This window comes from Xylophilus rhododendri (assembly GCF_009906855.1).
Taxonomy (GTDB): Bacteria; Pseudomonadota; Gammaproteobacteria; order Burkholderiales; family Burkholderiaceae_C; genus Xylophilus; species Xylophilus rhododendri.
In genome coordinates this window covers 4,812,612-4,835,911 of the sequence record NZ_CP047650.1, presented here as the reverse complement: position 1 = coordinate 4,835,911, position 23,300 = coordinate 4,812,612, and the positions used below count along the sequence as shown (strand labels likewise).

At 68.5% G+C, this 23,300-nt stretch carries 22 protein-coding genes; 14 read left to right on the top strand and 8 right to left on the bottom strand.

The features are described from left to right. Nucleotides 1-12 precede the first annotated feature (12 nt). From GT347_RS22400 to GT347_RS22380, 5 genes are all read right to left on the bottom strand, one after another. Nucleotides 13-798 carry a MipA/OmpV family protein gene (locus GT347_RS22400; RefSeq protein WP_229722434.1) on the bottom strand — a complete coding sequence of 262 codons (786 nt, stop codon included), beginning with the start codon at nucleotides 796-798 and terminating at the stop codon, nucleotides 13-15. A 94-nt stretch (nucleotides 799-892) separates the two neighbouring features. Beyond that, nucleotides 893-1,627 carry a VWA domain-containing protein gene (locus tag GT347_RS22395; protein ID WP_160554292.1) on the bottom strand — a complete coding sequence of 245 codons (735 nt, stop codon included), beginning with the start codon at nucleotides 1,625-1,627 and terminating at the stop codon, nucleotides 893-895. Nucleotides 1,628-1,630: 3 nt separating this feature from the next. Continuing rightward, a complete protein-coding gene (locus GT347_RS22390; protein WP_160554291.1) occupies nucleotides 1,631-2,572 on the bottom strand; it encodes a hypothetical protein in 942 nt (313 codons plus the stop codon). Then, nucleotides 2,569-3,195 carry a TerD family protein gene (locus GT347_RS22385; protein ID WP_160554290.1) on the bottom strand — a complete coding sequence of 209 codons (627 nt, stop codon included), beginning with the start codon at nucleotides 3,193-3,195 and terminating at the stop codon, nucleotides 2,569-2,571. Before GT347_RS22385 ends, GT347_RS22390 begins: the two co-directional genes overlap by 4 nt. 13 nt (nucleotides 3,196-3,208) lie before the next feature. Continuing rightward, a complete protein-coding gene (locus GT347_RS22380) occupies nucleotides 3,209-4,438 on the bottom strand; it encodes a hypothetical protein (RefSeq protein ID WP_160554289.1) in 1,230 nt (409 codons plus the stop codon). Between the two features lie 110 nt (nucleotides 4,439-4,548). Here GT347_RS22380 and GT347_RS22375 point away from each other — a divergent pair, with 110 nt between their 5' ends. Beyond that, the gene (locus tag GT347_RS22375) at nucleotides 4,549-4,875 is read left to right on the top strand and encodes a helix-turn-helix domain-containing protein (protein ID WP_229722433.1); all 327 of its coding nucleotides are present in this window, start codon (nucleotides 4,549-4,551) and stop codon (nucleotides 4,873-4,875) included. 14 nt (nucleotides 4,876-4,889) lie between these two features. Here the strand turns inward: GT347_RS22375 and GT347_RS22370 are convergent, their stop codons facing one another. Continuing rightward, nucleotides 4,890-5,855, bottom strand: coding sequence for a LysR family transcriptional regulator (locus tag GT347_RS22370; protein ID WP_160554288.1), 966 nt, complete (start codon nucleotides 5,853-5,855; stop codon nucleotides 4,890-4,892). A gap of 120 nt (nucleotides 5,856-5,975) precedes the next feature. Between GT347_RS22370 and GT347_RS22365 the strand changes: the two genes are divergently transcribed. Both GT347_RS22365 and GT347_RS22360 read left to right on the top strand, forming a co-directional pair. Beyond that, nucleotides 5,976-7,190, top strand: a complete 1,215-nt coding sequence (locus GT347_RS22365) for a pyridoxal phosphate-dependent aminotransferase (protein WP_229722432.1) — start codon at nucleotides 5,976-5,978, stop codon at nucleotides 7,188-7,190. A 38-nt stretch (nucleotides 7,191-7,228) separates the two neighbouring features. Continuing rightward, a complete protein-coding gene (locus tag GT347_RS22360; protein ID WP_160554287.1) occupies nucleotides 7,229-8,221 on the top strand; it encodes a Bug family tripartite tricarboxylate transporter substrate binding protein in 993 nt (330 codons plus the stop codon). A 7-nt stretch (nucleotides 8,222-8,228) separates the two neighbouring features. Here GT347_RS22360 and GT347_RS22355 read toward each other — a convergent pair whose 3' ends face one another. After that, on the bottom strand, nucleotides 8,229-9,107 hold the full coding sequence (locus GT347_RS22355) for a LysR family transcriptional regulator (RefSeq protein ID WP_160554286.1): 879 nt from the start codon (nucleotides 9,105-9,107) through the stop codon (nucleotides 8,229-8,231). 99 nt (nucleotides 9,108-9,206) lie between these two features. Between GT347_RS22355 and GT347_RS22350 the strand changes: the two genes are divergently transcribed. From GT347_RS22350 to GT347_RS22340, 3 genes are all read left to right on the top strand, one after another. Further along, the gene (locus GT347_RS22350; protein WP_160554285.1) at nucleotides 9,207-10,346 is read left to right on the top strand and encodes a TauD/TfdA family dioxygenase; all 1,140 of its coding nucleotides are present in this window, start codon (nucleotides 9,207-9,209) and stop codon (nucleotides 10,344-10,346) included. Nucleotides 10,347-10,409: 63 nt separating this feature from the next. Beyond that, nucleotides 10,410-11,369: a Bug family tripartite tricarboxylate transporter substrate binding protein gene (locus GT347_RS22345; protein ID WP_160554284.1), complete on the top strand. Its 960-nt coding sequence runs from the start codon at nucleotides 10,410-10,412 to the stop codon at nucleotides 11,367-11,369. Between the two features lie 100 nt (nucleotides 11,370-11,469). Beyond that, nucleotides 11,470-11,802, top strand: coding sequence for a hypothetical protein (locus GT347_RS22340; RefSeq protein WP_160554283.1), 333 nt, complete (start codon nucleotides 11,470-11,472; stop codon nucleotides 11,800-11,802). Here the strand turns inward: GT347_RS22340 and GT347_RS22335 are convergent. Next, the gene (locus GT347_RS22335) at nucleotides 11,791-12,693 is read right to left on the bottom strand and encodes a LysR family transcriptional regulator (protein ID WP_160554282.1); all 903 of its coding nucleotides are present in this window, start codon (nucleotides 12,691-12,693) and stop codon (nucleotides 11,791-11,793) included. The two genes, GT347_RS22340 and GT347_RS22335, sit on opposite strands and share 12 nt — an antisense overlap. 112 nt (nucleotides 12,694-12,805) lie before the next feature. On the opposite strand from GT347_RS22335, the gene GT347_RS22330 reads away from it, so the two are divergent. From GT347_RS22330 to GT347_RS22295, 8 genes are all read left to right on the top strand, one after another. Continuing rightward, the gene (locus GT347_RS22330; RefSeq protein WP_160554281.1) at nucleotides 12,806-14,938 is read left to right on the top strand and encodes a 3-hydroxyacyl-CoA dehydrogenase NAD-binding domain-containing protein; all 2,133 of its coding nucleotides are present in this window, start codon (nucleotides 12,806-12,808) and stop codon (nucleotides 14,936-14,938) included. 62 nt (nucleotides 14,939-15,000) lie between these two features. Continuing rightward, the gene (locus tag GT347_RS22325) at nucleotides 15,001-16,182 is read left to right on the top strand and encodes an acetyl-CoA C-acyltransferase (protein WP_160554280.1); all 1,182 of its coding nucleotides are present in this window, start codon (nucleotides 15,001-15,003) and stop codon (nucleotides 16,180-16,182) included. A gap of 26 nt (nucleotides 16,183-16,208) precedes the next feature. Continuing rightward, entirely contained in the window at nucleotides 16,209-17,405 is a 1,197-nt protein-coding gene (locus tag GT347_RS22320) for an acyl-CoA dehydrogenase family protein (protein WP_160554279.1), read from the top strand. 13 nt (nucleotides 17,406-17,418) lie between these two features. Further along, a complete protein-coding gene (locus tag GT347_RS22315) occupies nucleotides 17,419-18,558 on the top strand; it encodes an acyl-CoA dehydrogenase family protein (protein WP_160554278.1) in 1,140 nt (379 codons plus the stop codon). Further along, complete coding sequence (locus GT347_RS22310) at nucleotides 18,555-19,361, top strand: oxepin-CoA hydrolase, alternative type (protein WP_160554277.1); 807 nt, start codon at nucleotides 18,555-18,557, stop codon at nucleotides 19,359-19,361. The genes GT347_RS22315 and GT347_RS22310 overlap by 4 nt, the downstream gene beginning before the upstream one ends. A gap of 673 nt (nucleotides 19,362-20,034) precedes the next feature. Next, nucleotides 20,035-21,270, top strand: a complete 1,236-nt coding sequence (locus GT347_RS22305) for a CaiB/BaiF CoA transferase family protein (protein ID WP_160554276.1) — start codon at nucleotides 20,035-20,037, stop codon at nucleotides 21,268-21,270. 32 nt (nucleotides 21,271-21,302) lie between these two features. After that, nucleotides 21,303-22,298, top strand: a complete 996-nt coding sequence (locus tag GT347_RS22300; RefSeq protein ID WP_160554275.1) for a Bug family tripartite tricarboxylate transporter substrate binding protein — start codon at nucleotides 21,303-21,305, stop codon at nucleotides 22,296-22,298. A gap of 9 nt (nucleotides 22,299-22,307) precedes the next feature. Continuing rightward, nucleotides 22,308-23,288 carry an NAD(P)H-dependent flavin oxidoreductase gene (locus GT347_RS22295; RefSeq protein ID WP_160554274.1) on the top strand — a complete coding sequence of 327 codons (981 nt, stop codon included), beginning with the start codon at nucleotides 22,308-22,310 and terminating at the stop codon, nucleotides 23,286-23,288. Nucleotides 23,289-23,300 lie beyond the last annotated feature (12 nt).

Here is a 23,300-nt window from a genome sequence, read left to right as displayed (position 1 = left end):
GCCAGGGCGGCTTCAGAAGCGGTAGAGGTAGCCGACGCGCACGCCGCCGACGCTGGAGCGGTCGACCAGCGGGCTGTCCTTGATGGCGGAGCCCAGGCGGGTGCCGCTCACGTCCAGGAAGAGGCTCTGGCGCGCGTCGATGCCGTAGCCCAGGCGCAGGCCGAGTTCCAGGTTGGTGGTGGAGCGGCCGTCGTAAGCGGCGCGGCTGGCGGTGGCCTCGGCGGCGCGCACGCCGTAGTAGTAGTCGACGTATTTCCTGTCGGCGTACACGGCGGCGATGCGCGGGGTGAGCACGAAGGAGCCGAAGCCGAAATTGCGGTCCAGCCCGATGGTGAATTTGGAGCCCTTGCTCTGGCCGGTGGCGCCCAGCAGTTCGGCCGAGACATTGGCGAAGTCGTTCTTCCACACCGCCGCCGCGCCCAGCCAGACGCTGGCATCGCGGTCGGCCATGCCGGCCAGGTTGGGCGAGTCGCTGGCGTCGTAGCCGTCGTTCAGGGCGTAGCGGGCGCGCAGGCGGAAGCTGACCGGGCCGACGGGCGAGAACTTGTAGTCGATCTGCGGCACCTGGATGCTGAAGTGCTCGCTCTCGTAGGAGACCCAGGGCAGCACCTTGGTGTCGCTGTCGTAGCCCTTGTAGGGCTTGCGTACGTAGAACACGCCGCCGCCCACGCCCCAGCTGGGCGCGGCGGACGGCACTTCCTGGGCCTGGGCCGAAGCCGCCAGCAGGGCGGCGGCGCCCAGGAGCAGCGCGGGTCGGCGAAGGCAAAGGCGGGCGGAGGCGGAGCGGTGATGCGGCATCGAAAATCCTGAAGCGTTGTGGCGGGCGCCACGAAGGACGCGATGGTCGCGGCCCCGCATTAAGAATTTATTGGAGCGGCCCGCCGCGCTGCCTTCAGGCCTTCGAGAGCCAGGCGGCCAGTTCCGGATCGATCAGGAATTCGTTGATCTCGTCGTCGCTCTTCTGCACGAAGGAGCGCACATCGGCGATGCGTTTGAAGCCGGTGTTGCCGAACTCGTCGGCCACCTTCTCCAGGAAGGGGAAATGCCCGGCGCCCTGGTTGGAGACACCCAGAAAGAGGATGTAGGCATCGTCGGCCCGCGCCTGCGAGGCGGCCAGCACCTGGCGGGTGCGGGCATGGTCGTTGTTGTCGCCGTCGGTGATGAAGGCGCAGAGCGTGCGTTTGCGGGCGGCGGATCTGGGCTTGCGGCCGAGCAGGCCGTCGAGGAAGCCGGCCGCCTTGGGCAGCCAGCCGTAGTGCTGCAGCATCTTCTCCAGCACATAGCTGTAGTCGGTGCCGCCGTTCCAGCCGGGCACCTTGGCGATGATCTGGCGGGCGACGAAGTCCTGGTAGTTGTCGGCCGTGAGCGAGCCCACGTGGTGGGCCGAGCCGGGGCCGCTGGAGAAGGTGAACACGTCGAGCTGGCGGTCGGGGTCGAAGCTCAGGCCCCAGGGCGCCAGGCGGGTGAACAAATCGTTGGTGACACCTTCGCGGTGCTCGTCCTCGAAGCTGCCGGAGACGTCGGCGACGATGTTCATCTCCAGCTGCGGCATGCGGGTGATGCCGCGTTTTTCCAGCACCAGCTTCAGGCTGGGGACGGACTTGGTGAGGTTGAGGGTGATGGCCATGGCTCAGCTCTTGAAGGTGTCGATCAGGCGCACCAGCGCCTGGTGCAGGTTGAAGCGTTCTGTCTCGTTGGGCTCGGCCGGCGCGGCCGACCAGGTGGCCAGCCAGGCGGGCAGCGCCGTCAGCACCGTCTCGCGGATCTGGCGGCGCAGGCTGTCCAGGGACTGGTGCTGGGCGGCAAGCAGCTGCAGCGACTGCAGGGCGGCGACGGCGGCGCGCGAGAGTTCCAGGCCGCGCTCGGGCAGGCGGTCGGCGCCGTCGCGCGGCAGGTTCAGCTCGGGACGGCTGAGGTATTCGCAGGCCAGGGCGGCGCCGGCCAGTTCCAGGCGGGCCTGATCCAGTTCGGCCTGGGCGCGGTCGAGGTCGGCGCACAGGCCGTCGAGCCGGGGCAGCAGGTCGCGCAGGGTCTTGCGCAGCTGGTCCACCTCACGCATGCCGCGCTGCAGGTCCTGCTGCCGCGGGCGGCGCGACCACAGGCCGGCACTGGCGCCATAGGCCGGCAGCATCTCGCCCAGCAGTTCGACCAGGCGGCCCACATGCTGCAGGGCGGCCCGCTGGGCTTCGTCGCGCGACACGGCGAGCAGCCGGTCGGAGGCGCGGCCGAAACGCTCCTGCGCGGCGGCGCCCAGGGCCTGCACCTGGCGCCAGCCGAAGCCGTCCGGCGAGACGGCGGCCAGGACCGCGGCGGCCGGCTGCAGCACCGCCTCGGGCTGTTCGGGAAACAGCCGGCCCAGTTCGGCCGCCGTCACCGCCAGGGTGCGGCGGGCCACGCCCGGCACCCGGCGCGGCATCGGCGGCGCCTGCGCGGCCACGGCTGCGACGGGAGCGGCGGCAGCCGGCATGCCCGCCACCGTGCGCGGCTGGCGCGGCACGGCCGCGACAGGCTCGGCCGCCGGCGCGGCGCCCTGCACCACACGCGGCTTGGGCGGCTGCAGGGGCGCGTTCACTGGAAGGAGGCGAGCACCTGGTTGAAGTCCTGCTCGAAACCCACGCCCACCGGCGAGAAGGTGGCGGGCAGCCCGCTCTGCAACATGATGGTGCCCATCTGCACACCCACCGCATTGGCGAACTGGGCGGACAGGTCGGCCAGCAGCAGCTGCTGGCCGCTGGAGTTGACGATCTCCACCCGCGCGTTCTGCACCTGGCGGAAACGCTTGCTGCCGTCGCCCGGATGCAGCATGGCGATCAGCGGCACCTCGGCCGTCTGGCCGGGGGCGAGCGGGATCTTCGCCGGATCGATCTCGATGTATTCGTCCACGCCGTCGGCGCGGCCGTCGCGTGCGTCGGCGCTGTGCACCAGGGCGCCGCCGGGCAGGGCGAAACGGCCGTCGGCCTGCTTGGGCAGCACGCCGTTGGGCGCGAGGTTGTAGCAGGACAGGATCTGGTCGGCCTGCGTCAGCGCCGGCGGCGTGGACGCCGTGCCCAGGCACAGCAGGGCATGCAGGTCGACGTCGGCATCGCCGTCCCACAGCAGCTTGACGGTGAAGCGCTCGGCCTTGGTGAGGTTCAGGGACAGCGCGGCCGGCTTGGCGTCGCCGGGCTTGGCGAGGTTGAGGGTGAGTTTGGTCATGGCGAAGGAACTCTCAGGGCTGGAAGGGCCGGTCGGGGCGGATGGTGGCGCCGAGCTGGGCCAGGTCGGTGCGGGCTTGCGAGAGTAGGCCACGCGCCTCTTCGAACTTCTGGGCATTGCTGCGGCGGGCGTCTTCCACCACCTGCTGCAGGGCGGCCGTCTGGGTGACGATGTCGCGCAACTGCCCGGCCTGGCGCAGGCGGTTGTCGCCGGGCGCGTTGGCGGCGGTGGCGACCACGTTGCCGACCACCTTGGCGCGCGCCGCCGCCAGGTTGCTGTCGAGCTGGGCGCCCTGCTCCGCGATGCGCTGCAGCGACTGGGTGGCCAGCGCGCCGTGCAGGCTCAGCAGGGTCATCTTGATGCTGGCGAAGCGCTGGGCGGTGGTGGTGCTCACCTCCAGCACCGTCTGCACGGCGGCGGTCTGCACCTGGCGGATGACGAGTTGCTCGGCCGGCAGCTTGGTGAACACGCCTTCGAGGGCCAGGGCGCGGTTCTGCAGGGCGAGCACCTTGTCCTGCAGGTCCTGCAGGCTGCCGCTGTCGAGCGCATCGGGCGCGCTGGAGGCCACCGCCGCCTGGGCGGCATCGAACTGCGCCTGGGCCTTGTGCGCCAGGGTGTTGACCAGGATGGTGGCCATGGCGAATTCGCTGAAGTGCGCCCGGTACTGGTTCTTGAGCGACTCCAGGTTCTGGGCCTCGGCGATCGCGTTCTTCTTCTCGGCCTCGATGTCGCGCTCCATGCGGTCCATCAGCGTCTTCAGGGTGGCGGTGCGGCCGGCCACCAGGGCGCGCAGCTGCTCGAACAGCGCGTTGGCGCTGGCGGCCGCGCCGCGGCGGCTGAACAGGCCGCCGAGCTTTTCCAGGAAGCCGGGCTTGCCGTCGAGGATGCGGTCGGCCAGCCCCGGCAGGTCCTGCGCAGCGACTTCGCGGTTGAGTTCGGCGACCAGCTTGAAGAGCTGCGGGTTCTGCGCCTTGTCGATGCGGTCGAGAAAGGCGCCCAGGCTGCGGTGCAGGGCCACGTCGGCATCGCTGCCGAGCGAGGCCAGCGCCAGCAGGGGCGTGGCGGCGGGATCGATGCCGTCCACCTGCCGCGCGACCGCATCCAGCGCCTCGGGCGGCGGTGTGAAGCCCAGGTTGGCGGGAATCGCCACCTGCTGCGGCGCCAGACCGGGCAGCGGCTGCGGGTCGGACAAGGTGGCGGGCACGGCACCGGGCGCGGGTGTCCCAACGATACGAGGGGTCATGGTGGCGGAGGGTCAGTGGGAGGCAGGCCAATCGTAGCCGTATCGTCGCCGGCGTTGGCGATGTCCGCCGACACGCACACAGCCTTATAAATTTGGCAGTTTGGTCATATATGGCCAATATGTACGCCATGCCAAAAGCAACTGTTCCCACTTTTCCTGGCGCGGCCAAGCAACTCGCAGCCTTGGGCCTGCGTCTGCGGATGGCGCGGGAACGCCGAAAGCTGAGCCAGGCGCTGTTCGCCGAGCGTATGGGAGTCTCGCGCGAAACCCTGCGACGCCTGGAAAAGGGCGACCCCACGATTGCGATGGGCAGCTTCATGCGTGCTTTGCGTGTCCTGGGCCTCGACAGTGACATCGAGCTGTTGGCTGCCGACGATGTCCTGGGCCGCAAGCTCCAGGACCTGGCCTTGCCGGTCAACCGCGCCCAGCGCAGCTGAGCCGGCACGCAGGCTCAGGCGGACACGCTGTCCGTCAATTCGCGCAGGGCAGCGCCCACCTCCTGCGGCTGAGCCCCCCGATGCGCCGGCGGCCGATGGAAATCGCACACCGCCGCCGCCCGGTCGGCGATCACCTGCAGCGCCGGATTGAACTGGTCCTGGTGCCAGACCGCGCTGAAGGCCATCGGCGGCGGCGCGGGGTCGCTCTCCACCACGCGGATCAGGCCGGCGGCGATGTCGTCGAGGAAATAAGCCAGCGGCAGCTGGGTGATGCCCATGCCGGCGATGGTGAGTTCGCGCAGCACCGTCAGGCTGTTGGTCTCCAGCGCCTTGTGGAAACGAAAGCCGTGCTGGGCCCGCCAGGCCGCGTAGAAGCGGCCCTTGGCCGAGCCGGCCGATTGCTCCAGTGCAGTAAAGGGCGCGAATTCGGCTGGCTTGAGGGGACGGCGCGGGATGTCCAGCGAGGGGCTGGCCATCCAGGGATCGTCCACCCGGCCGATCTCCCGCACGCTGTAGCCCTCGCCCCAGAAGCTGCCGGGCAGCAGGGCGATGTCGATGCGGTTGGCCTTGAGCGCCTCGAAAAGATGCAGGCCCGCGTCCACCACCGGCTCCACCACCAGCTCCGGATGGTCGGCGTGCAGGGACTGGATCAGGCGGGTGAGCCAGGTCAGCGCGGTCAGCTCGGTCACGCCCAGCTTGAAGGTGCCGTGCAGCTGGCGGCCCGGGCGGATCTCGCTGGCGATGCGTTCGCGCAGCTGCAGCGTCTGGCGGGCCAGCGGCAGCAGGCGGTGGCCCGCGGCGGTCGGCAGCAGGCCCTGGGGCATGCGGTGCAGCAAACGCTCGCCGAGGTCCTCCTCCAGCTCGGCCACCCGCTTGGAGATCGCCGACTGGGTGGTGTGCAGCCGCGCCGCCGCCGCGCTGAAGCTGCCGAGGGTGAGCGCGCAATAGAAGGCTTCGAGCTGTTTGAAGGTGAGGTTCATGCCGGGGTGCCTTGATCCGAAAAGGAAGGAGGCAAATTCGGTGCCAGGAAAAAATGGAATGGGCCGGCAAGCGGATTAATCGTTTCGCGAACCGGGCCGCCGCACTCGAAACTGCGGCGCATGACCCAAGCTATCCAGATTGCCGACCGCCTCCAACGGATCAAACCCTCGCCCAGCTCCATGGCCGGCCAGCGCGCCCGGGCCCTCAAGGCCCAGGGCCGCGACATCGTCTCGCTGACCACCGGCGAGCCCGACTTCCCCACGCCGCCCCACATCATCGAGGCCGCCCACCAGGCCATGCTGGCCGGCCAGACCCGCTACACAGACGTCGGCGGCACCATGCAGCTGCGCGAAGCGGTGGCGGCCAAGTTCCGGCGCGAGAACGGCCTGGACTACCGCACCGAAGAGACCATCGTCAGCACCGGCGCCAAGCAGGTGGTGTTCAGCGCCCTGATGTGCACCGTGCAGGCGGGCGACGAGGTGATCGTGCCCACGCCCTACTGGGTGTCCTATCCGGACATCGTGCTGCTGGCCGAGGGCAAGCCGGTCTTCGTCGACTGCCCGGCCGCGGCCGGCTTCAAGCTGCAGCCGGCCGACCTGGAGCGCGCCATCACCCCGCGCACCAAGTGGCTGGTGCTGAACTCGCCCAACAACCCCAGCGGCGCGGCCTACACCGCCGCCGAACTGGCCGCGCTGGCCGAGGTGCTGGCACGCCATCCGCAGGTGTGGGTGATGACGGACGACATCTACGAACATCTGATCTACGACGACCAGCCCTTTTCCACCATGGTGCAGGCCGCGCCCTTCATGCGGGACCGCACGCTGACGGTCAACGGCACCTCCAAGGCCTACGCCATGACCGGCTGGCGCATCGGCTACGCGGCCGGCCCGCAGGCGCTGATCAAGGCCATGGTGAAGCTGCAGTCGCAGAGCACCTCCAACCCCAGTTCGGTGGGCCAGGCCGGCGCGCTGGCGGCGCTGACCGGGCCGCAGGATTTCATAGCGCCGCACCGCCAGCTGTTCCAGCGCCGGCGCGACCTGGTGGTGGGTGGCCTCAACGCCATCGAAGGCATCGCCTGCCCGGTGCCGAACGGCGCCTTCTACACCTTCGCCTCCTGCCAGGGGCTGTTCGGCCGCAGGACGCCCGAGGGCAAGACCATCGCCAGCAGCGACGACTTCACCGAATACCTGCTGGAGAGCCAGGACCTGGCCGTTTTGCAGGGCAGCGCCTATGGCGTGCCCACGCATTTCCGCATCTCCTTCGCCACCAGCGAGGAGCGCCTGGCCGAAGCCAACCGCCGCATCGCCGCGGCCGTGGCCGCGCTCGGCGACTGACGATTTTTTCCACTGCCCCTGTCCTGCCCAGAACCACCATGAGCCACTCACTCGTTCCCCGATGGTTTCGCCTGGCCGCCGCGGCCGCCCTGCTGCTGCCGGCGCTGGCCGTGCAGACGGCCAATGCCCAGGCCGCCTTCCCCAACCGCACGGTGCGCATGCTGGTCGGCTTCTCGCCGGGCGGCTCCAACGACATCATCGCGCGCCTGGTGGCGCCGGGCATGGCCGAGGCGCTGGGCCAGCCGGTGCTGATCGAGAACCGGCCCGGCGCGGGCGGCAATATCGCGGCCGACCTGATGGTGAAATCGACCGACGGCCACACGGTGATGATCTGCACCGCCGGCTCGCTCTCCATCCTGCCGCACCTGCAGCCTTACCCGAACTTCAATCCGGAGACCGATGTGCTGCCGGTCTCGCTGATCGCCAACACGCCGCTCTTCCTGGCGATCAACCCCAAGGTGCCGGCCAACAACGTGGCCGAGCTGATCGCCTATGCCAAGGCCAATCCGGGCAAGCTCAACTTCGCCTCCTCGGGCAACGGCACCACCGGCCACCTGGCCGGCGAGATGTTCAAGACCCAGGCCGGCATCGACATCGTGCACGTGCCCTACAAGGGCACCGGCCAGGTGATCGCCGACATCCTGGCCGGCGAGGTCTCGATGATGTTCGACCAGCCGGTCAGCTCCTACCAGTACGTCAAGGCCGGCAAACTCAAGGCGCTGGCCATCGCCAGCCTGAAACGCCTGCCTTCGCTGCCCGACCTGCCGACCATGGTGGAAGCCGGCCTGCCCGGTTTCGACCCGGTGCCCTGGACCGGCCTGTGCGCACCCAAGGGCATGCCCGCGGCCAATATCGCGCTGCTGCAGAAGGCCCTGGTCAAGGCCCTGCGCCAGCCCGAGGTGATGCAGCGCCTGCTGCAGGACGGGGTGGAGCCCATCGGCAACACGCCCGAGGAATTCAAGACCTTCCTGGCCAACGACAAACGCAAATGGGGCCAGGTGATCAAGTCGGCCGGCGTGAGGCTGGAGTGAGGCGGCATCAGCGCGCCGGCGCATGCAGCGCCGTGCGCATCGCGTCGTGCAGGGCCTGCAGCGCCCGGTTCTCTCCCTCGGTCTTGCGCATCACCAGCGAGAGCTGCAGCACCGGCGCCGCCCGCCCCAGCCGCACGGTGCGCACCGGGTAGCTCTGCAGGATGGCCGGGTCGGCGATCTGCACGATGGAAATGCCCAGGCCCGCGCTGACCATGGCCACGATGGCCGCGGCGCTGTCGAACTCCAGGCTGCTGCGGATCTCGCCCACCTGCGCATTGACGAACTGCGCCGCCATCGCGCCGGTGATGGTGTTGCGGTCGTAGCGGATCCATTCGTACTTGCGGAACAGCGCCGCCAGAGACGACTCGGTGGCGTTCGGCGGCACCACCATCACCAGTTCGCGCCGCAGCATCGGCTGCCACAGCAGGCGGGCCGAGCCGCCGCCCTCGGGCTCGGCGACCAGCGCCGCATCCAGCTCGCCAGCCTTGACGCTGGCCGTGAGCCCCGCGCTGCGGCCGCGCACCGGCCGCAGCTCCAGCGAGGGATGCTGCTCGCGCAGCTGCCGCATGGTGGCCGGCAGCACCACCGGCTGCATCGACTCGATCACGCCCAGCCGCACCACCCCCTGCACCACCAGGCCGCTGCGCTTGCGCAGCTGCTCCAGGCCGATCAGCGGTGCCTGCATCAAGGCGCCGAGCTCGCGGGCCAGGGCGGTGGGCCGCACCTGCAGGCCGGAGCGGTCGAACAAGGGTTGGCCCAGGTACAGCTCCAGCTGCTTCATCTGCATGCTGACGGCACTGGCCGTGATGTTGCATTCCTGCGCCGCGGCAGCGAAGGATCCGTTGCGCAGCACGGCGGCCAGAGTGGTGAAAGTGTCGATCTTCATCAAGAACTCTTAGGAAGAACGTGAAATACCCTCGCTATTCTGAAAGGGTTTGCCTGCCTAGACTGTATTGATCGGATCGAACAGACCAGGAGACAAGACATGACCGTATCCACGGCACACACCGGGCCCCGCGCCTGGACCGCGCAGCAGGCCGCCCAGGACACCGGCTGGGTACAGCGCCTGAGCGAAGAGGAAGTACAGGGTTTTCGCGAAGCCCTGATCCACGCCCGCGCCACCGGCAAGGACATCCTGCAGCTGGAGCAGGCCGATTTCCCCCTGCCCGCCGCGTCCCGCGATGCCCTGGTGCGCGCCGTCGCCACCACCCAGGACCGCTGGGGCATGTGCCTGGTCAAGGGTTTCCCCACCGATGAGTGGACCGAGGCCGAATGCCGCCTCGCCTACTGGGGCATGAGCCTCTACATGGGCGTGGGCCGCACCCAGAACCGCGCCAGCCAGTGCATCAACGACGTGCGCGACGAGGGCGCCGACTACAAGGTCAAGGGCGGCCGGGGCTACAACACCAATGCAGGCCTGGACTTCCACCAGGACTCCTGCGATGTCGTCGCCCTGCTCTGCCGCCGCACCGCCAAGACCGGCGGCAAAAGCAAGGTGATCAGCTCCATCGCCCTGCGCGACAAGGTGCAGCAGCTGCGCCCGGACCTGATCCCGGTGCTGCAGCAGCCCTGGTTCCACAGCTACCAGGGCACGCAGGACCCGAGCCAGCCGCCCTTCTACCGCTGCCCCATCTTCGGCGACGACCCGCAGCATTTCAGCGCCCGCACCAACCGCAAGAACACGGTGGCGGCGCAGCGCGACTTCCCCGAGGTGCCGCGCCTGACGGCCCGGCAGGAAGAGGCCCTGGACCTGCTCGACCAGCTGATGCCCAGCGACGAACTCTGCTACTCGATGGAGCTGGAGCGCGGCGACCTGCAGCTGCTCAACAACTACGTGATCCTGCATTCGCGCACGCCCTTCGAGGACTTCGAGCAGCCGGACCTGAAGCGCCACCTGCTGCGCCTGTGGCTGTCGGTGCCCCACTCGCAACCGCTGCCGGCGCAGTGGGAGGAGTACTACGGCGACGTGCGTGCCGGCGCGGTGCGCGGCGGCGTGCGCGGCAGCTCGATCACGCAGGAGTTCCTGGACTACGAGAAGCGCCAGGCCGCCGTCATGGGCATGCCGATGCGTCCCTGGGCGCCGGTGGTGCGCAAGGAAGAAATGGCCGAGCTGCTGGCCGCCTGAAACACCGCCGCCGCGACCCCGCCCCCCACGGGCGGTAAGAGAAATAGAAAGAGAGAGACAGAGATGCAAAGACGCGAGCTACTCGTCCTGCTGGCGGCCTCGGCCACTGGCCTGCCGATACACGAGGCGCTGGCCCAGCCCCAGGCCATCCGCCTGCTGGTGGGCGCCACGCCCGGCGGCGGCACCGACCTGGTCGCCCGTTCCATGGCCCTGGAAATGACCCGCACCCTGGGCCGCCAGTTCATCGTGGACAACCGCCCCGGCGCCGCCGGCAACATCGCCGCCCAGGCCACCGCCAGCGCCGCGCCGGACGGCAGCACCCTGCTGCTGAGCTACACCAGCCATGCGATCAACGCCACGCTCTATCCCAACCTGCCCTTCGACCCGGTCAAGGACTTCACGCCGCTGTACGGCGTGGCCAGCGCGCCGGCCGTGCTGGTGACCCGGCCCAACCTGCCGGCCAAGGACATCAAGGAGCTGATCGCCCTGGCCAAGGCGCAGCCGGGCAAACTCAACATCGCCATCGCCGGCATCGGCAGCGCCAACCACCTGGCCGGCGAGATGCTCAAGCGCAGCGCCGGCATCGACATCGTGAGCATCCCCTACAAGGGCACCGGCCCGGCCCTGGCCGACGTGATGGCCGGGCAGATCGACCTGGTGTTCTCGGGCGTGGCCTCGGCGCAGGAGCTGATCAAGGGCGGCAAACTCAAGGCCCTGGGCGTGAGCAGCGGCAAGCGCCTGCCGCTGTATCCGGACTGGCCGGCCATCTCCGAGGTGCTGCCGGGCTTCGAATACAGCGCCTGGTACGGCCTGTTCGGCCCGGCCCACATGCCGCCCGCCCTGGTGCAGCAGTACGCCAAGGCGGCGCGCGAGGCGCTGGAAAGCGCCACGGTGCAGAAGCGCCTGGCCTCCGAGAGCCTGGTGCCGATGAACCTGCCGCCGGCCGAGTTCGACAAGTTCGTGCGCAGCGAGATCGTTCGCTGGGGCAAGGTCGTCACCGCCACCGGGGCCAAGCCCGAATAGGCGTCGATGCTGACCCGACGGACGGTCTGCCACCCGCGGCCGGCCGTCCTAGACTTTCTGCCTCACCCCTTTCGGTGGCACATCAGAAAGCATGTCATTCATGGGCCAACTGCGCTTGCCAACCCTGGTCATATCCGATTCGATCAAGTCCCACCTGCCTCCCGGTGGCGGACCGCCGGATAATGCCGACATGGATGCACGCGTTCAAAAGCTCGAGAACCTCGCCGAGAAAACCGGCGAGAAACTCACCGCCATCGAAACCCGGCTGACGAAGATCGAGACCCGCGCCGACTACTTCGCCACCCGCGCCGATGTGTCCGAAGCCAAGACCAGCATCATCCTGTGGGTCGTCGGTTCGGCCTTTCTCACGCAAGTGCTGCCGGCCCTGCCCGGTCTGGTCAAGGGCGTCGCCGCCGTCTGGCTAGGCCGATAGCCCTTCGTTCGGCCTGGCCTTGCCCATCAGGAAGTCGATACAGGTCCGCACAGCCCGGGTGCGGTGCCGGTTCGGCAGGTACAGCAGGTACATGTGCGTGCCGAAGATGCTCAGCCGGTATTCGTCCAGCGTGGTGAGGATCTCCCCGCTGTCGAGCTTGTCCTGCACCACATAGTCCGGCACCAGCCCCACGCCCAGGCCGGCCAGGATGCCCTGGCGCAGGAAGGGAAAATGCTCCGAGATCATGGTCGGCTCCAGGCTCACCTCCTGCCGCTCTTCCCCCTGGTAGGCCGTCAGCCGCAGCTGGCGGCCTGACACACCGGCCGTGATCAAGGGGCTGGTGCGCAGGTCGTACAGCGTGCGCGGCAGGCCGTGGCGGCTGGCGTAGTCGGTCGAGGCGCAGGCCAGGTAACGCACATTGCCCAGGCTGCGCGCCACCATCGACAGGGGCGGCTCCTGCATCACGCGGATCGCGATATCGACTTCGTCGCGCAGGTTGTCCGCCCGGTTCTCGAACAGCACATCCAGCACGATGCCCGGATAGCTGCGCTTGAACTCGATCAGCCAGTCGCTCATCACGATCTGCCCGTAGCCGCTGGGCACGCTGATGCCCACCCGGCCGCGCAGGCCCTCGCCCAGGTTGGTGATCGCTTCCTGCGCCGCCTGCATCTCGTTGTGGATGGCGCGGCCGTGCTCGTAGAGCCGCAGGCCGATCTCGGTGGGCTCCATGCGGCGGGTGCTGCGCTGCACCAGCTGCACACCCGCGTCCTTCTCCAGCTTGGCGAGGTGGTAGCTCACGTTGGCGCGGGTCATCTTCAGCTTGCGGGCCGCCTGGCTGAGGTTGCCGCTGTCGATGATTTCCATCAGCAGGGTCAGGGATTGGGAATCCATGGATTGGTCAAAACGATTTGACAGTCTGTCAATGATTCAGGGGATTACCAAAATCCATTGTCGCCGCAAGAATGGGCCCCTGGCCTTCCATACCAATAACGGAGATATCTGCATGGCTTCTGAAGCATCGGCTTCTGTGGTTCAACTGCAAACGCAGGACGGCGTGCTGGTCGTGACCATCGCCAACCCGCCCGTCAACGCCCTGGGCGCCGCCGTGCGCCAGGGCCTGCTGGCCGCGATGCAGGAGGCCGAATCGCGCGCCGATGTGCAGGCGGTGCTGATCGTCGGCGCGGGCAAGGCCTTCATCGGCGGTGCCGACATCCGCGAATTCGGCAAGCCGCGTGTGCCGCCCAGCCTGCCCGAGGTCTGCGAACGCATCGAGTCCAGCGCCAAGATCGTGATCGCCGCCATCCACGGCGCGGCGCTCGGCGGCGGCCTGGAGGTCGCCCTGTCGGCCCACTACCGCCTGGCCTTGCCGGCAGCCCTGCTCGGCCTGCCCGAAGTGAACCTGGGCCTGCTGCCCGGCTCCGGCGGCACCCAGCGCGCGCCGCGCCTGATGGGTGTGAAGGCCGCCACCGAGATGATGCTGAGCGGCAAGCATTTGTCGGCCAAGGCCGCGCTGGCCGCCGGCCTGGTGGACCAGCTGGCCGAAGGCACCGACCCCGTCGCCGCAGGCCTGGCCTACACGAAGCAGCTGCTCGCCAGCCAGGCGCCGACGCGTCCCATCAGTGCCAGCGCCGGCCGCCTGGCCGACAAGGCAGCCGCCCACGCCGGGCTGGAAGCCCTGCGGGCCGCCACCACCAAGTCCGCACGCGGCCTGTTCTCGCCGATGAAGATCATCGACTGCGTGAATGCCGCCATCGACCTGCCCTTCGACCAAGGCATGGCCTTCGAACGCGAGCAGTTCCTGGCCTGCGTGGACAGCCCGCAGCGCGCCGGCCTGGTCCATGCCTTCTTCGCCGAACGCGAAGTGGTGAAGATCCCCGAAGCCAAGGCCGCCGCGCCGCGCGCCTTCGCCTCCATCGCCGTGATCGGCGGCGGCACCATGGGCGCCGGCATCACCGTCTCGGTGCTGGACGCCGGCCTGCCGGTCACCATGATCGAGCGCGACGCCGAATCCATCGCCCGCGGCCGCGCCCATGTGGAAAAGGTCTACGACGGCCTGATCGCCAAGGGCCGCCTCAGCGCCGAAGCCAAGGCCGCCATCATGGCCCGCTACACCGGCAGCATCCACTATGACGACATCGCCGGAGCCGACCTGGTGATCGAAGCCGTCTTCGAAGACCTGGAAGTGAAGAAGGCCGTCTTCAAGGAACTCGATCGCGTCTGCAAGCCCGGCGCCGTGGTGGCCACCAACACCTCCTACCTCGACATCGACGCGATCGCCGCCGCCACGTCGCGGCCCCAGGACGTGATCGGCCTGCACTTCTTCAGCCCGGCCAACATCATGAAGCTGCTGGAGATCGTGGTGCCCTCCCAGGTCAGCGCCGACGTGGTCGCCACCGCCTTCGAACTGGCCAAGAAGCTCAAGAAGGTGCCGGTGCGCGCCGGCGTCTGCGACGGCTTCATCGGCAACCGCATCCTGGCCGTCTACAAGCAGGCCGCCGACTACCTGATGGAGGACGGCGCCAGCCCCTACGAGATCGATGCCGCCGTGCGCGATTTCGGCTTCGCCATGGGCCCCTTCCAGGTCACCGACCTGGCCGGCGGCGACATCGGCTGGGCCACCCGCAAGCGCCGCGCCGCCACCCGCGACCCCCAGGCGCGTTACGTCGAGATCGCCGACCGCATATGCGAGAACGGCTGGTTCGGCCAGAAGACCGGCCGGGGCTTCTACCTCTACCCGCAGGGCGCCCGCATCGGCCAGCCCGATCCGGAAGTGCTGGCCATCGTCGATGCCGAGCGCGCGAAAAAAGGCGTCACGCCGCGCGCCTTCAGTGGCGAGGAAATCATGCGCCGCTACATGGCCGCCATGGTCAACGAAGGCGCCAAGGTGGTGGAAGAAGGCATCGCCCTGCGCCCGCTGGATGTGGACGTGACCTTCATCTCCGGCTACGGCTTTCCGCGTTTTCGCGGCGGCCCGATGAAGTATGCGGACATGGTGGGCCTGCCGAAGATCCTGGCCGACATCCAGGAGTTCGCCAAAGAGGACGCCCTCTTCTGGAAGCCCGCGCCGCTGCTGCAGAAGCTGGTGGCCGAGGGCCGGAATTTCGACAGCCTGAACCAGGCCTCGGCCCAGGCCTGAAGGCCCTGCACCGGCCGCGCACGCGGCCGGCTTTTCCCATAAGAACCAAGAGACAAGCACCCATGCGCGAAGCCGTCATCGTTTCTACCGCCCGCACGCCGCTGGCCAAGTCGCACCGCGGCGAGTTCAACATCACCCCGGCCGCCCAGCTGGCCGCGTACTCCATCACCGCCGCCGTCGAGCGTTCCGGCGTGGACCCGGACCGGTTCGAGGACCTGATCCTGGGCTGCGGCAACCCCGACGGCTTCCAGGGCCGCAACCTCGGCCGCCAGGCCGCCCTGCGCGCCGGCCTGCCGCTGTCGGTGGCCGGCGCCACCGTCACCCGCTACTGCGCCTCCGGCCTGCAGGCCATCGCCATCGCGGCCGGCCGCATCGTGGCCGAGGGCGTGCCGGCCATGATCGCGGGCGGGGTGGAGACCATCTCCGGCCTGCGTCCGGGCAACAACCTGCCCAGCGACCAGGACCCCTGGCTGGTCGAGCACAAGCCCGCGCTCTACATGGCCATGATCGACACCGCCGACATCGTGGCCCACCGCTACCGCATCTCGCGCGAGGACCAGGACGCCTTCTCCCTGCAGAGCCAGCAGCGCACCGCCGCCGCGCAGAAGGCCGGCGTCTTCGCCGACGAGATCGTGCCCTGCGCCACCCGCATGGCCGAGAAGAACAAGGACACCGGCGAGATCACCTACCGCGACGTCATCGCCACCCACGACAACTGCAACCGCCCTTCCACCACCCTCGAAGGCCTGCTCAAGCTGGAGCCGGTGAAGGGCCCGGGCCAGTTTGTCACCGCCGGCAATGCCTCGCAGCTCTCGGACGGCTCCTCGGCCTGCGTGCTGATGGAGGCCCGCGAGGCCGAGCGCCAGGGCCTGCAAGCCCTGGGCGCTTTCCGGGGCATGGCGGTGGCCGGCTGCGAGCCCGACGAGATGGGCATAGGCCCGGTCTTCGCGGTGCCCAAGCTGCTGGAGCGTCACGGCCTGAAGGTCGAGGACATCGACCTGTGGGAACTCAACGAGGCCTTCGCCTCGCAGGCCCTGTATTGCCAGCGCACCCTGGGCATTCCCAACGAGCGGCTCAACGTCAACGGCGGCGCTATCTCCATCGGCCATCCCTTCGGCATGACCGGCGCCCGCCTGGCCGGCCACCTCCTGCTGGAAGGCCGGCGCCGCAAGGCCAAGTGGGGCGTGGTGACCATGTGCATCGCCGGCGGCATGGGCGCCGCGGGCCTGTTCGAGATCTTCTGAAATTCCAGCGCAAGGCAAGACTGACCATGGATCTGCAATTCACCCCCCAGGAACAGGCCTTCCGCGCCGAAGTCCAGGCTTTCCTGAAGGACCAGCTGCCGCCCGAGCTGGCGCACAAGGTGCGCAACAGCCTGCGGCTGTCCAAGCAGGACCTGGAGCGCTGGCACGCCATCCTCAACGAACGCGGCTGGCTGGCCAACCACTGGCCGCAGGAATACGGCGGCCCGGGCTGGACGCCGGTCGAGAAGTTCATCTTCGAGCATGAATGCGCCCTGGCCGGCACGCCGCGCATCGTGCCCTTCGGCCTGAGCATGCTGGGCCCGGTGATGATCAAGTACGGCAACCAGGCGCAGAAGGACTACTGGCTGCCCCGCATCCTCAATGGCGCCGACTGGTGGTGCCAGGGCTACAGCGAGCCCGGCGCCGGCTCCGACCTGGCCTCGGTCAAGACCACCGCCGTGCGCGAGGGCGACCACTACATCGTCAACGGCCAGAAGACCTGGACCACCCTCGGCCAGCACGCCAACATGATCTTCTGCCTGGTGCGCACCAACCGCGAGGCCAAGGCCCAGGCGGGCATCAGCTTCCTGCTGGTGGACATGACCGCGCCCGGCGTGGAAGTGCGCCCCATCATCACGCTGGACGGCGAGCACGAGGTCAATGAAGTCTTCTTCACCGACGTGAAGGTGCCGGTGGAGAACCTGGTCGGCGAGGAGAACAAGGGCTGGACCTATGCCAAGTACCTGCTGACCTACGAACGCACCAACATCGCCGGTGTCGGCTTCTCGGTGGCCGCCCTGGCCAAGTTGAAGCAGGTGGCCGCCACGGTGCAGTGCAACGGCAAGCCGCTGGCGCAGGACCCGCTGTTCGCCACCCGCGTGGCCAAGGTCGAGATCGACCTGGAGAACATGAAGACCACCAACCTGCGGGTGATCGCGGCTGTCGCCGGCGGCGGCGTGCCGGGCGCGGAAAGCTCGATGCTGAAGATCCGCGGCACCGAGATCCGCCAGGAGATCCTCTCGCTGATCCGCCGCGCCATGGGCCCCTACGCCCTGCCCTTCACCGAGGAGGCGCTGCATGCCGGCCACGAGGACCTGGCCGTGGGCCCGGACGGCGCGGCTGCCGCGGCGGCCAACTACTTCAACTACCGCAAGCTGTCGATCTTCGGCGGCTCCAACGAGATCCAGAAGAACATCATCTCCAAGATGATCCTGGGACTGTGAGGAGACACACACCATGAACTTCGTGCACACCGAAGACCGCCGCATGCTGGCGGACACCCTGAACCGTTTCGTCTCCGAGCAGTACGGCTTCGAGCAGCGCAACCATCTGGCCTACGGCGAGGCCGGCCACGGCCCGGAGCTGTACCGTCAGTTCGCCGAGCTGGGCGTGATCGGCGCGCTCTTCGGCGAGGCCGACGGCGGCTTCGGCGGCGCCGGATTCGATGTCAGCGTGGTGTTCGAGAGCCTGGGCCGCGGCCTGGTCGCCGAGCCCTTGCTGGGCGCCCTGCTGGTCGGCCGGGCCGTGGCCGCCGCCGGCAGCGCAGCGCAGAAGGAGCAGGTGCTGGCCGCGCTGATCGGCGGCGAGGCGGTGGCCGCGCTGGCGCATGACGAACCGGGCAGCCACTACGAACTCACCCGTGTCGCCACCACCGCCCGCCGCGAAGGCGCGGGCTGGGTGCTGGACGGGGCCAAGGGCGTGGCATTGTTCGGCGCCTCGGCCGACTGGCTGCTGGTGTCGGCCCGCACGGGCGGCTCGACCTTCGATGCGGACGGCATCTCGCTCTTTTTGGTGCCGGGCGACAGCGCCGGCCTGGCGCGCCGCAGCCTGGGCCGCATCGATGGCGGGCGGGTCGCCGAACTCGAATTCAAGCGCGTGGCCGTCGCTGCCGATGCCCTGCTGGGCGCCGAAGGCCAGGGCGCCGCGCTGCTGGAACGCATCGTGGGCTGGGGCCTGGTGGCCCTGTGCGCCGAGGCGGTCGGCGCGATGGACGTGGCCAAGCAGTTCACGCTGGAGTATTTGCAGACCCGCAAGCAGTTCGGCGTGCCGATCGGCAGCTTCCAGGCGCTGCAGCACCGCATGGCGGACCTGCTGCTGGAGGTGGAGCAGGCACGCTCGGCGGTCATCAACGCGGCGGCTGCGGTGGATGGCGAGGATCGGGTGGTGCGCGAGAAGGCGCTGTCGGCGGCCAAGTATTCGATCGGGCGCATCGGCACCCTGGTGGCCGAGGAGAGCATCCAGATGCATGGCGGCATCGGCATGACCTGGGAGCTGCCGCTGGCCCACTATGCCAAGCGCCTGGTCATGATCGACCACCAGCTGGGCGACGAGGACCATCACCTGGCGCGCTACATGGCGCTCGGAGCCCTTGCATGAGCGATGCCCTGCCCGTGCTTCTGCAGCGGCGCGAGGGTGCTGTGCTGGTGCTGAGCAATAACAATCCGCAGGCGCGTAATGCCCTGTCGCCGGCCTTCTACGCGGCGTTGACGCAGGCCTTGCGGGATGCGCAGGAGGATGGCTCCGTTGGGGCTGTCGTGCTGACCGGGGAAGGTGGGCATTTCTGCTCGGGCGGGGATTTGCGCAAGCTGGCTACGCGGCGGGATTTGCCTGTGGCCGAGCGGCGGGAGTTGCTCGAAGGGCTGCATGACCTGATTCGGGCGGTGCGGGATTGCGGCAAGCCTGTGGTGGCGGCTGTGGAGGGGGCTGCGGCCGGGGCCGGGCTTTCCCTGGCGCTGGCTTGCGACATGCTCGTGGCGGCGCGCGATTCCGTCTTTTCCGTTGCCTACGTCAAGGTGGGGTTGACGCCGGATGGGGGGGCTACTGCCTTTCTTGCCGAGTTTGTTTCGCGGCAGGTGTTGACTGAGCTTTGTCTGACCGGGGAGCGGATTTCTGGTGAGCGGCTGCATGCGCTGGGGGCCGTCAATCGGCTGGTCGAGTCTGGCGAGGCGCTGGGTGTGGCCGTTGCGCTGGCTGGCAGTGTGGCCGAGGGGCCTTTGATGGCCATGGCTCGGATCAAGGCGCTTTGCCGGAGTGCTTCTCAGGCCTCTCTTGAAGAGCAGTTGGAGCATGAGGCTCGGCTCATGGTGCTTTCCCAGGCTACTGAGGAGTCGGCTGAAGGGATTGCTGCTTTTATGGGGAAGCGGCGGGCTGACTTTGTTTCGCTCCGGCGGGTGGGGTGATGCGCTTCTTGCTGGCGGCTGTTCTCCTGCGGAGGGCGGAGCTGGGGCTGCGCGCCCCAGACCGCGCTCACTTTCTTTGCTTCGCCAAAGAAAGTAAGCAAAGAAAGGCGACCCGGCTGCGGGAGTCCCCCTCGTGCGGAGGGGGCACGCTGCGGTGCTCGCAAAGGCGGGGTCCGCCTAAACTCGCTTCGCTCAAACAGACGGTGGCCCTGATCCGCCTTTGCTCCGCTCCTCGCTCACCCGCAGACGGGACCCGGGAGCGGGGCAGCGGCTGCTTCGCAGCGCAACGGGCCTTCGCTGCGCTCGGCCTCTGGCTGATGAATACCCGCCCTCCGCTTTGCGCCGCATTTCAAGCCCAGGCCGAGCGCAGCGACGGCCCGTCGCCCTGCGAAGCAGTGGCTGTCCCCGCTCCCGCTCCCCGGGTCCCGTGAGCCCGAGAGCGAGGAACGGAGCAAAGGCGGATCAGGGCCACGACCTGTTTGAGCGAAGCGAGTTGTCGTGGACCCCGCCTTTGCGAGTACCGCAGCGGTGCCCGAAGGGCCTCGGGTGTCGGGTCGCCTTTCTTTGCTTACTTTCTTTGGCGAAGCAAAGAAAGTGAGCGCGGTCTGGGGCGCGCAGCCCCAGCTCCGCCCTACGCAGTAGAACCAAACTCAAAAAACGGAGGCACAGACAAATGACAGCCAAACAAGACTTCCCCTTAGAGGGCATCAAGGTCCTAGACCTCTCCAGAGTCTTCGCAGGCCCCCTCTGCGGCCAGGTCCTGGCCGACTTCGGCGCAGAAGTCATCAAGGTGGAACACCCCGGCAGAGGCGACGACACCAGAGACTGGGGCATCCGCATAGGAAAAACAGAGACCACCTACTACAACAGCATGAACCGCAACAAGCGGTCCATCACCCTCGACCTGCAAACCCAGGAAGGCCTGCAGATCGTCAAGAACCTGCTCCCGCAGTTCGACGTAGTCATCCACAACTTCAAGACAGGCGGCGCAGAAAAGCTGGGCCTCGGCTACGAACAGCTGAAAGCCGTCAAGCAGGACATCATCTACTGCGCAGTCTCCGGCTACGACACCACAGGCCCCGAAGCCAAACGCCCCGGCTACGACCTCGTCATCCAGGGCGAAACAGGCCTCATGGCCCTCAACGGAGAGAACAGCCAGCCCCCGCTGAAATTCGGCGTCGCGGTGGTCGACCTGATGACCGGCATGTACGCCGCCCAGGCAGTCCTGGCAGCCCTGTTCCAGCGAGAACGCACCGGCAAGGGCAAGCTGATCGAGATGGCCCTCTACGACTGCGGCCTCATGGTCACCGGCTACTACGGCCTCGACGCCATGCAGCTCGGCAAGGACCCGCAACGCTACGGCAACGCCCACCCTTCCATCGTCCCCTACGGCATGTACGAGGCCGCCGACGGCCCGCTGATCATCGCCGTCGGCAACAACGCCCAGTTCGACAAGTTCTGCCGCCAGGTGATCGAGCGCCCCGACATCGTCGAGGACCCGCGCTTCTCCACCAACGTCAACCGCGCCAAGAACCGCCTGGAGATCTCCCCGCTGATCGCCGGCCTGATCCGTGCCTTCCCGCGCGAGCTGCTGCTGGAGCGCCTGACCGCCGCCGGCATCCCCTGCGGCCGGGTCGCCGGCCTGCACGAAGCCCTGACCAGCGAACGCACCCGCCGCGGCGGCCTGCTGCAGGACATGCCGCATCCGGTCGTCGGCACCACGCCCGTGTTCGCCCCGCCCTACCGCCTGGACGGCCAGCGCCTGCCGATCCGCAACGCCCCGCCCACGCTGGGCGAAGGCACCCGCGAGGTGCTGCAGCGCCTGCTGGCGATGGACGACGCCGAACTGCAGGCCCTGCAGGAACGCGGCGTGCTGACGCTGCCGGAGCCGCCGCCGCCCCAGGCCTGAGAAGAATCATCAATAGCACGGAGACAGACAAGATGCCTTTCGAATCCCTCGCCAGCCGCCGCGCCCTGCTCGCCCTGGCGGCCGCGCCGCTGCTGGCCGGCAGCGCCCTCGCCCAGAACAGCGCGCCCTGGCCCAACAAGATGATCAAGCTGATCGTCCCCTTCCCGCCCGGCGGCCCCACCGATACCGCCTCCCGCATCGTCGGCCAGAAGCTAGGCGAGCGGCTGAAGCAGCCGGTGCTGGTGGACAACCGCCCCGGCGCCTCCGGCTCCATCGCCGCGCTGCAGGTAGCCAAGGCCGAGCCCGACGGCTACACGCTGATGATGCTGGCCACGCCCACGCTGCTGGCGCCGCACCTCTACAAGAAGAGCGGCTACGACACGGTGAAGGACTTCACGCCGGTGGCCGGCGTGTACGACCTGCCCATCGTCATCGTGGTCAACCCGCGCCTGCTGCCCGAGGTGACGGACCTGAAGAAACTCATCGCCCATGCCAAGGCCGAGAAGGTGCCCATGGCCTATACCAGCTCCGGCGTGGGCAGCTTCGGCCACCTCAGCATGGAGCTGCTCAAGCAGATGGGCGGCTTCGAGATGAACCATGTGCCCTACAAGGGCGGCGTGCCGGCCATCACCGACACCATCGGCGGCCAGGTGCCGGTCATGTACTCCGACCTGGTCGCCGCGCTGCCGCATATCCAGGCCGGCAAGCTGCGTGCCGTGGCCATCGGCTCGCCGCAGCGCGTGGCCATGCTGCCGGACGTGCCGACCATCGCCGAGCAGGGCTTCAAGGGCTACGACGCCGTGTCATGGGGCGGCCTGTTGGCGCCGGCCGGCACACCCAAGGCGGTGGCCGAACGCATCGCCGCCGAGGTCAGGCAGATCCTGGCCGAGAAGGACACGCAGGAGCGGCTGCTCAACGCCGGCGCCATCGCCCGCTTCGAGCATCCGGCCGGCATGGCCCAGCATGTGCAGCAGGATTACGCCAAGTGGGGGCAGCTGATCCGCGACAAGAACATCGTGTCGGACTGAGGGCGCGCCATGAAGACCCGCATCACCGAACTCTTCGGCATCGAGCATCCCATCATCCAAGGCGGCATGCACCATGTCGGCCTGGCGGAGCTGGCCTCGGCCGTCTCCAATGCCGGCGGCCTGGGCATCATCACCGGGCTGACCCAGCGCACACCCGAGCTGCTGGCCCGCGAGATCGCCCGCTGCCGCGAGATGACCGACAAGCCCTTCGGCGTGAACCTGAGTTTCCTGCCCTCGGTGAACCCGCCGGACTATGCGGGCTATATCCGCGCCATCATCGAAGGCGGGGTGAAGATCGTCGAGACGGCCGGGAACAATCCGCAGAAGTGGCTGCCGGGGCTCAAGGAGCACGGCATCCAGGTCATCCACAAGTGCACCTCGGTGCGCCATGCGCTGAAGGCCGAGTCCATCGGCTGCGATGCGATCAGCGTGGACGGCTTCGAATGCGGCGGCCATCCGGGCGAGGACGACATCCCCAACTTCATCCTGCTGCCGCGCGCGGCCGAGGCCTTGAAGATTCCCTTCGTGGCCTCGGGCGGCATGGCCGACGGACGCTCGCTGGTGGCCGCGCTGGCACTGGGCGCCGAGGGCGTGAACATGGGCACCCGCTTCATCGCCACGCAGGAAGCGCCGGTGCATGAGAACGTCAAGCAGGCCATCGTCGCGGCCAGCGAGCTGGATACCCGGCTGGTGATGCGCCCGCTGCGCAATACCGAGCGGGTGCTGGTGAACGCCGCCACCGAGCGGCTGCTGGACAAGGAACGCGAGCTGGGCGCCGCCATCAGCTTCGCCGACATCCTGCCCGAGGTGGCCGGTGTCTATCCGCGCATCATGCAGGGCGGCGAGATGGACGCCGGCATCTGGTCCTGCGGCATGGTGGCCGGGCTGATCCACGACGTGCCCACCGTGCGCCAGCTGATGGACCGGATCATGGCCGAAGCCCATGCCCTCATCCATGAACGCCTGGCCGGACTGATCCGGCAGGCCTGAACACTCCCTATC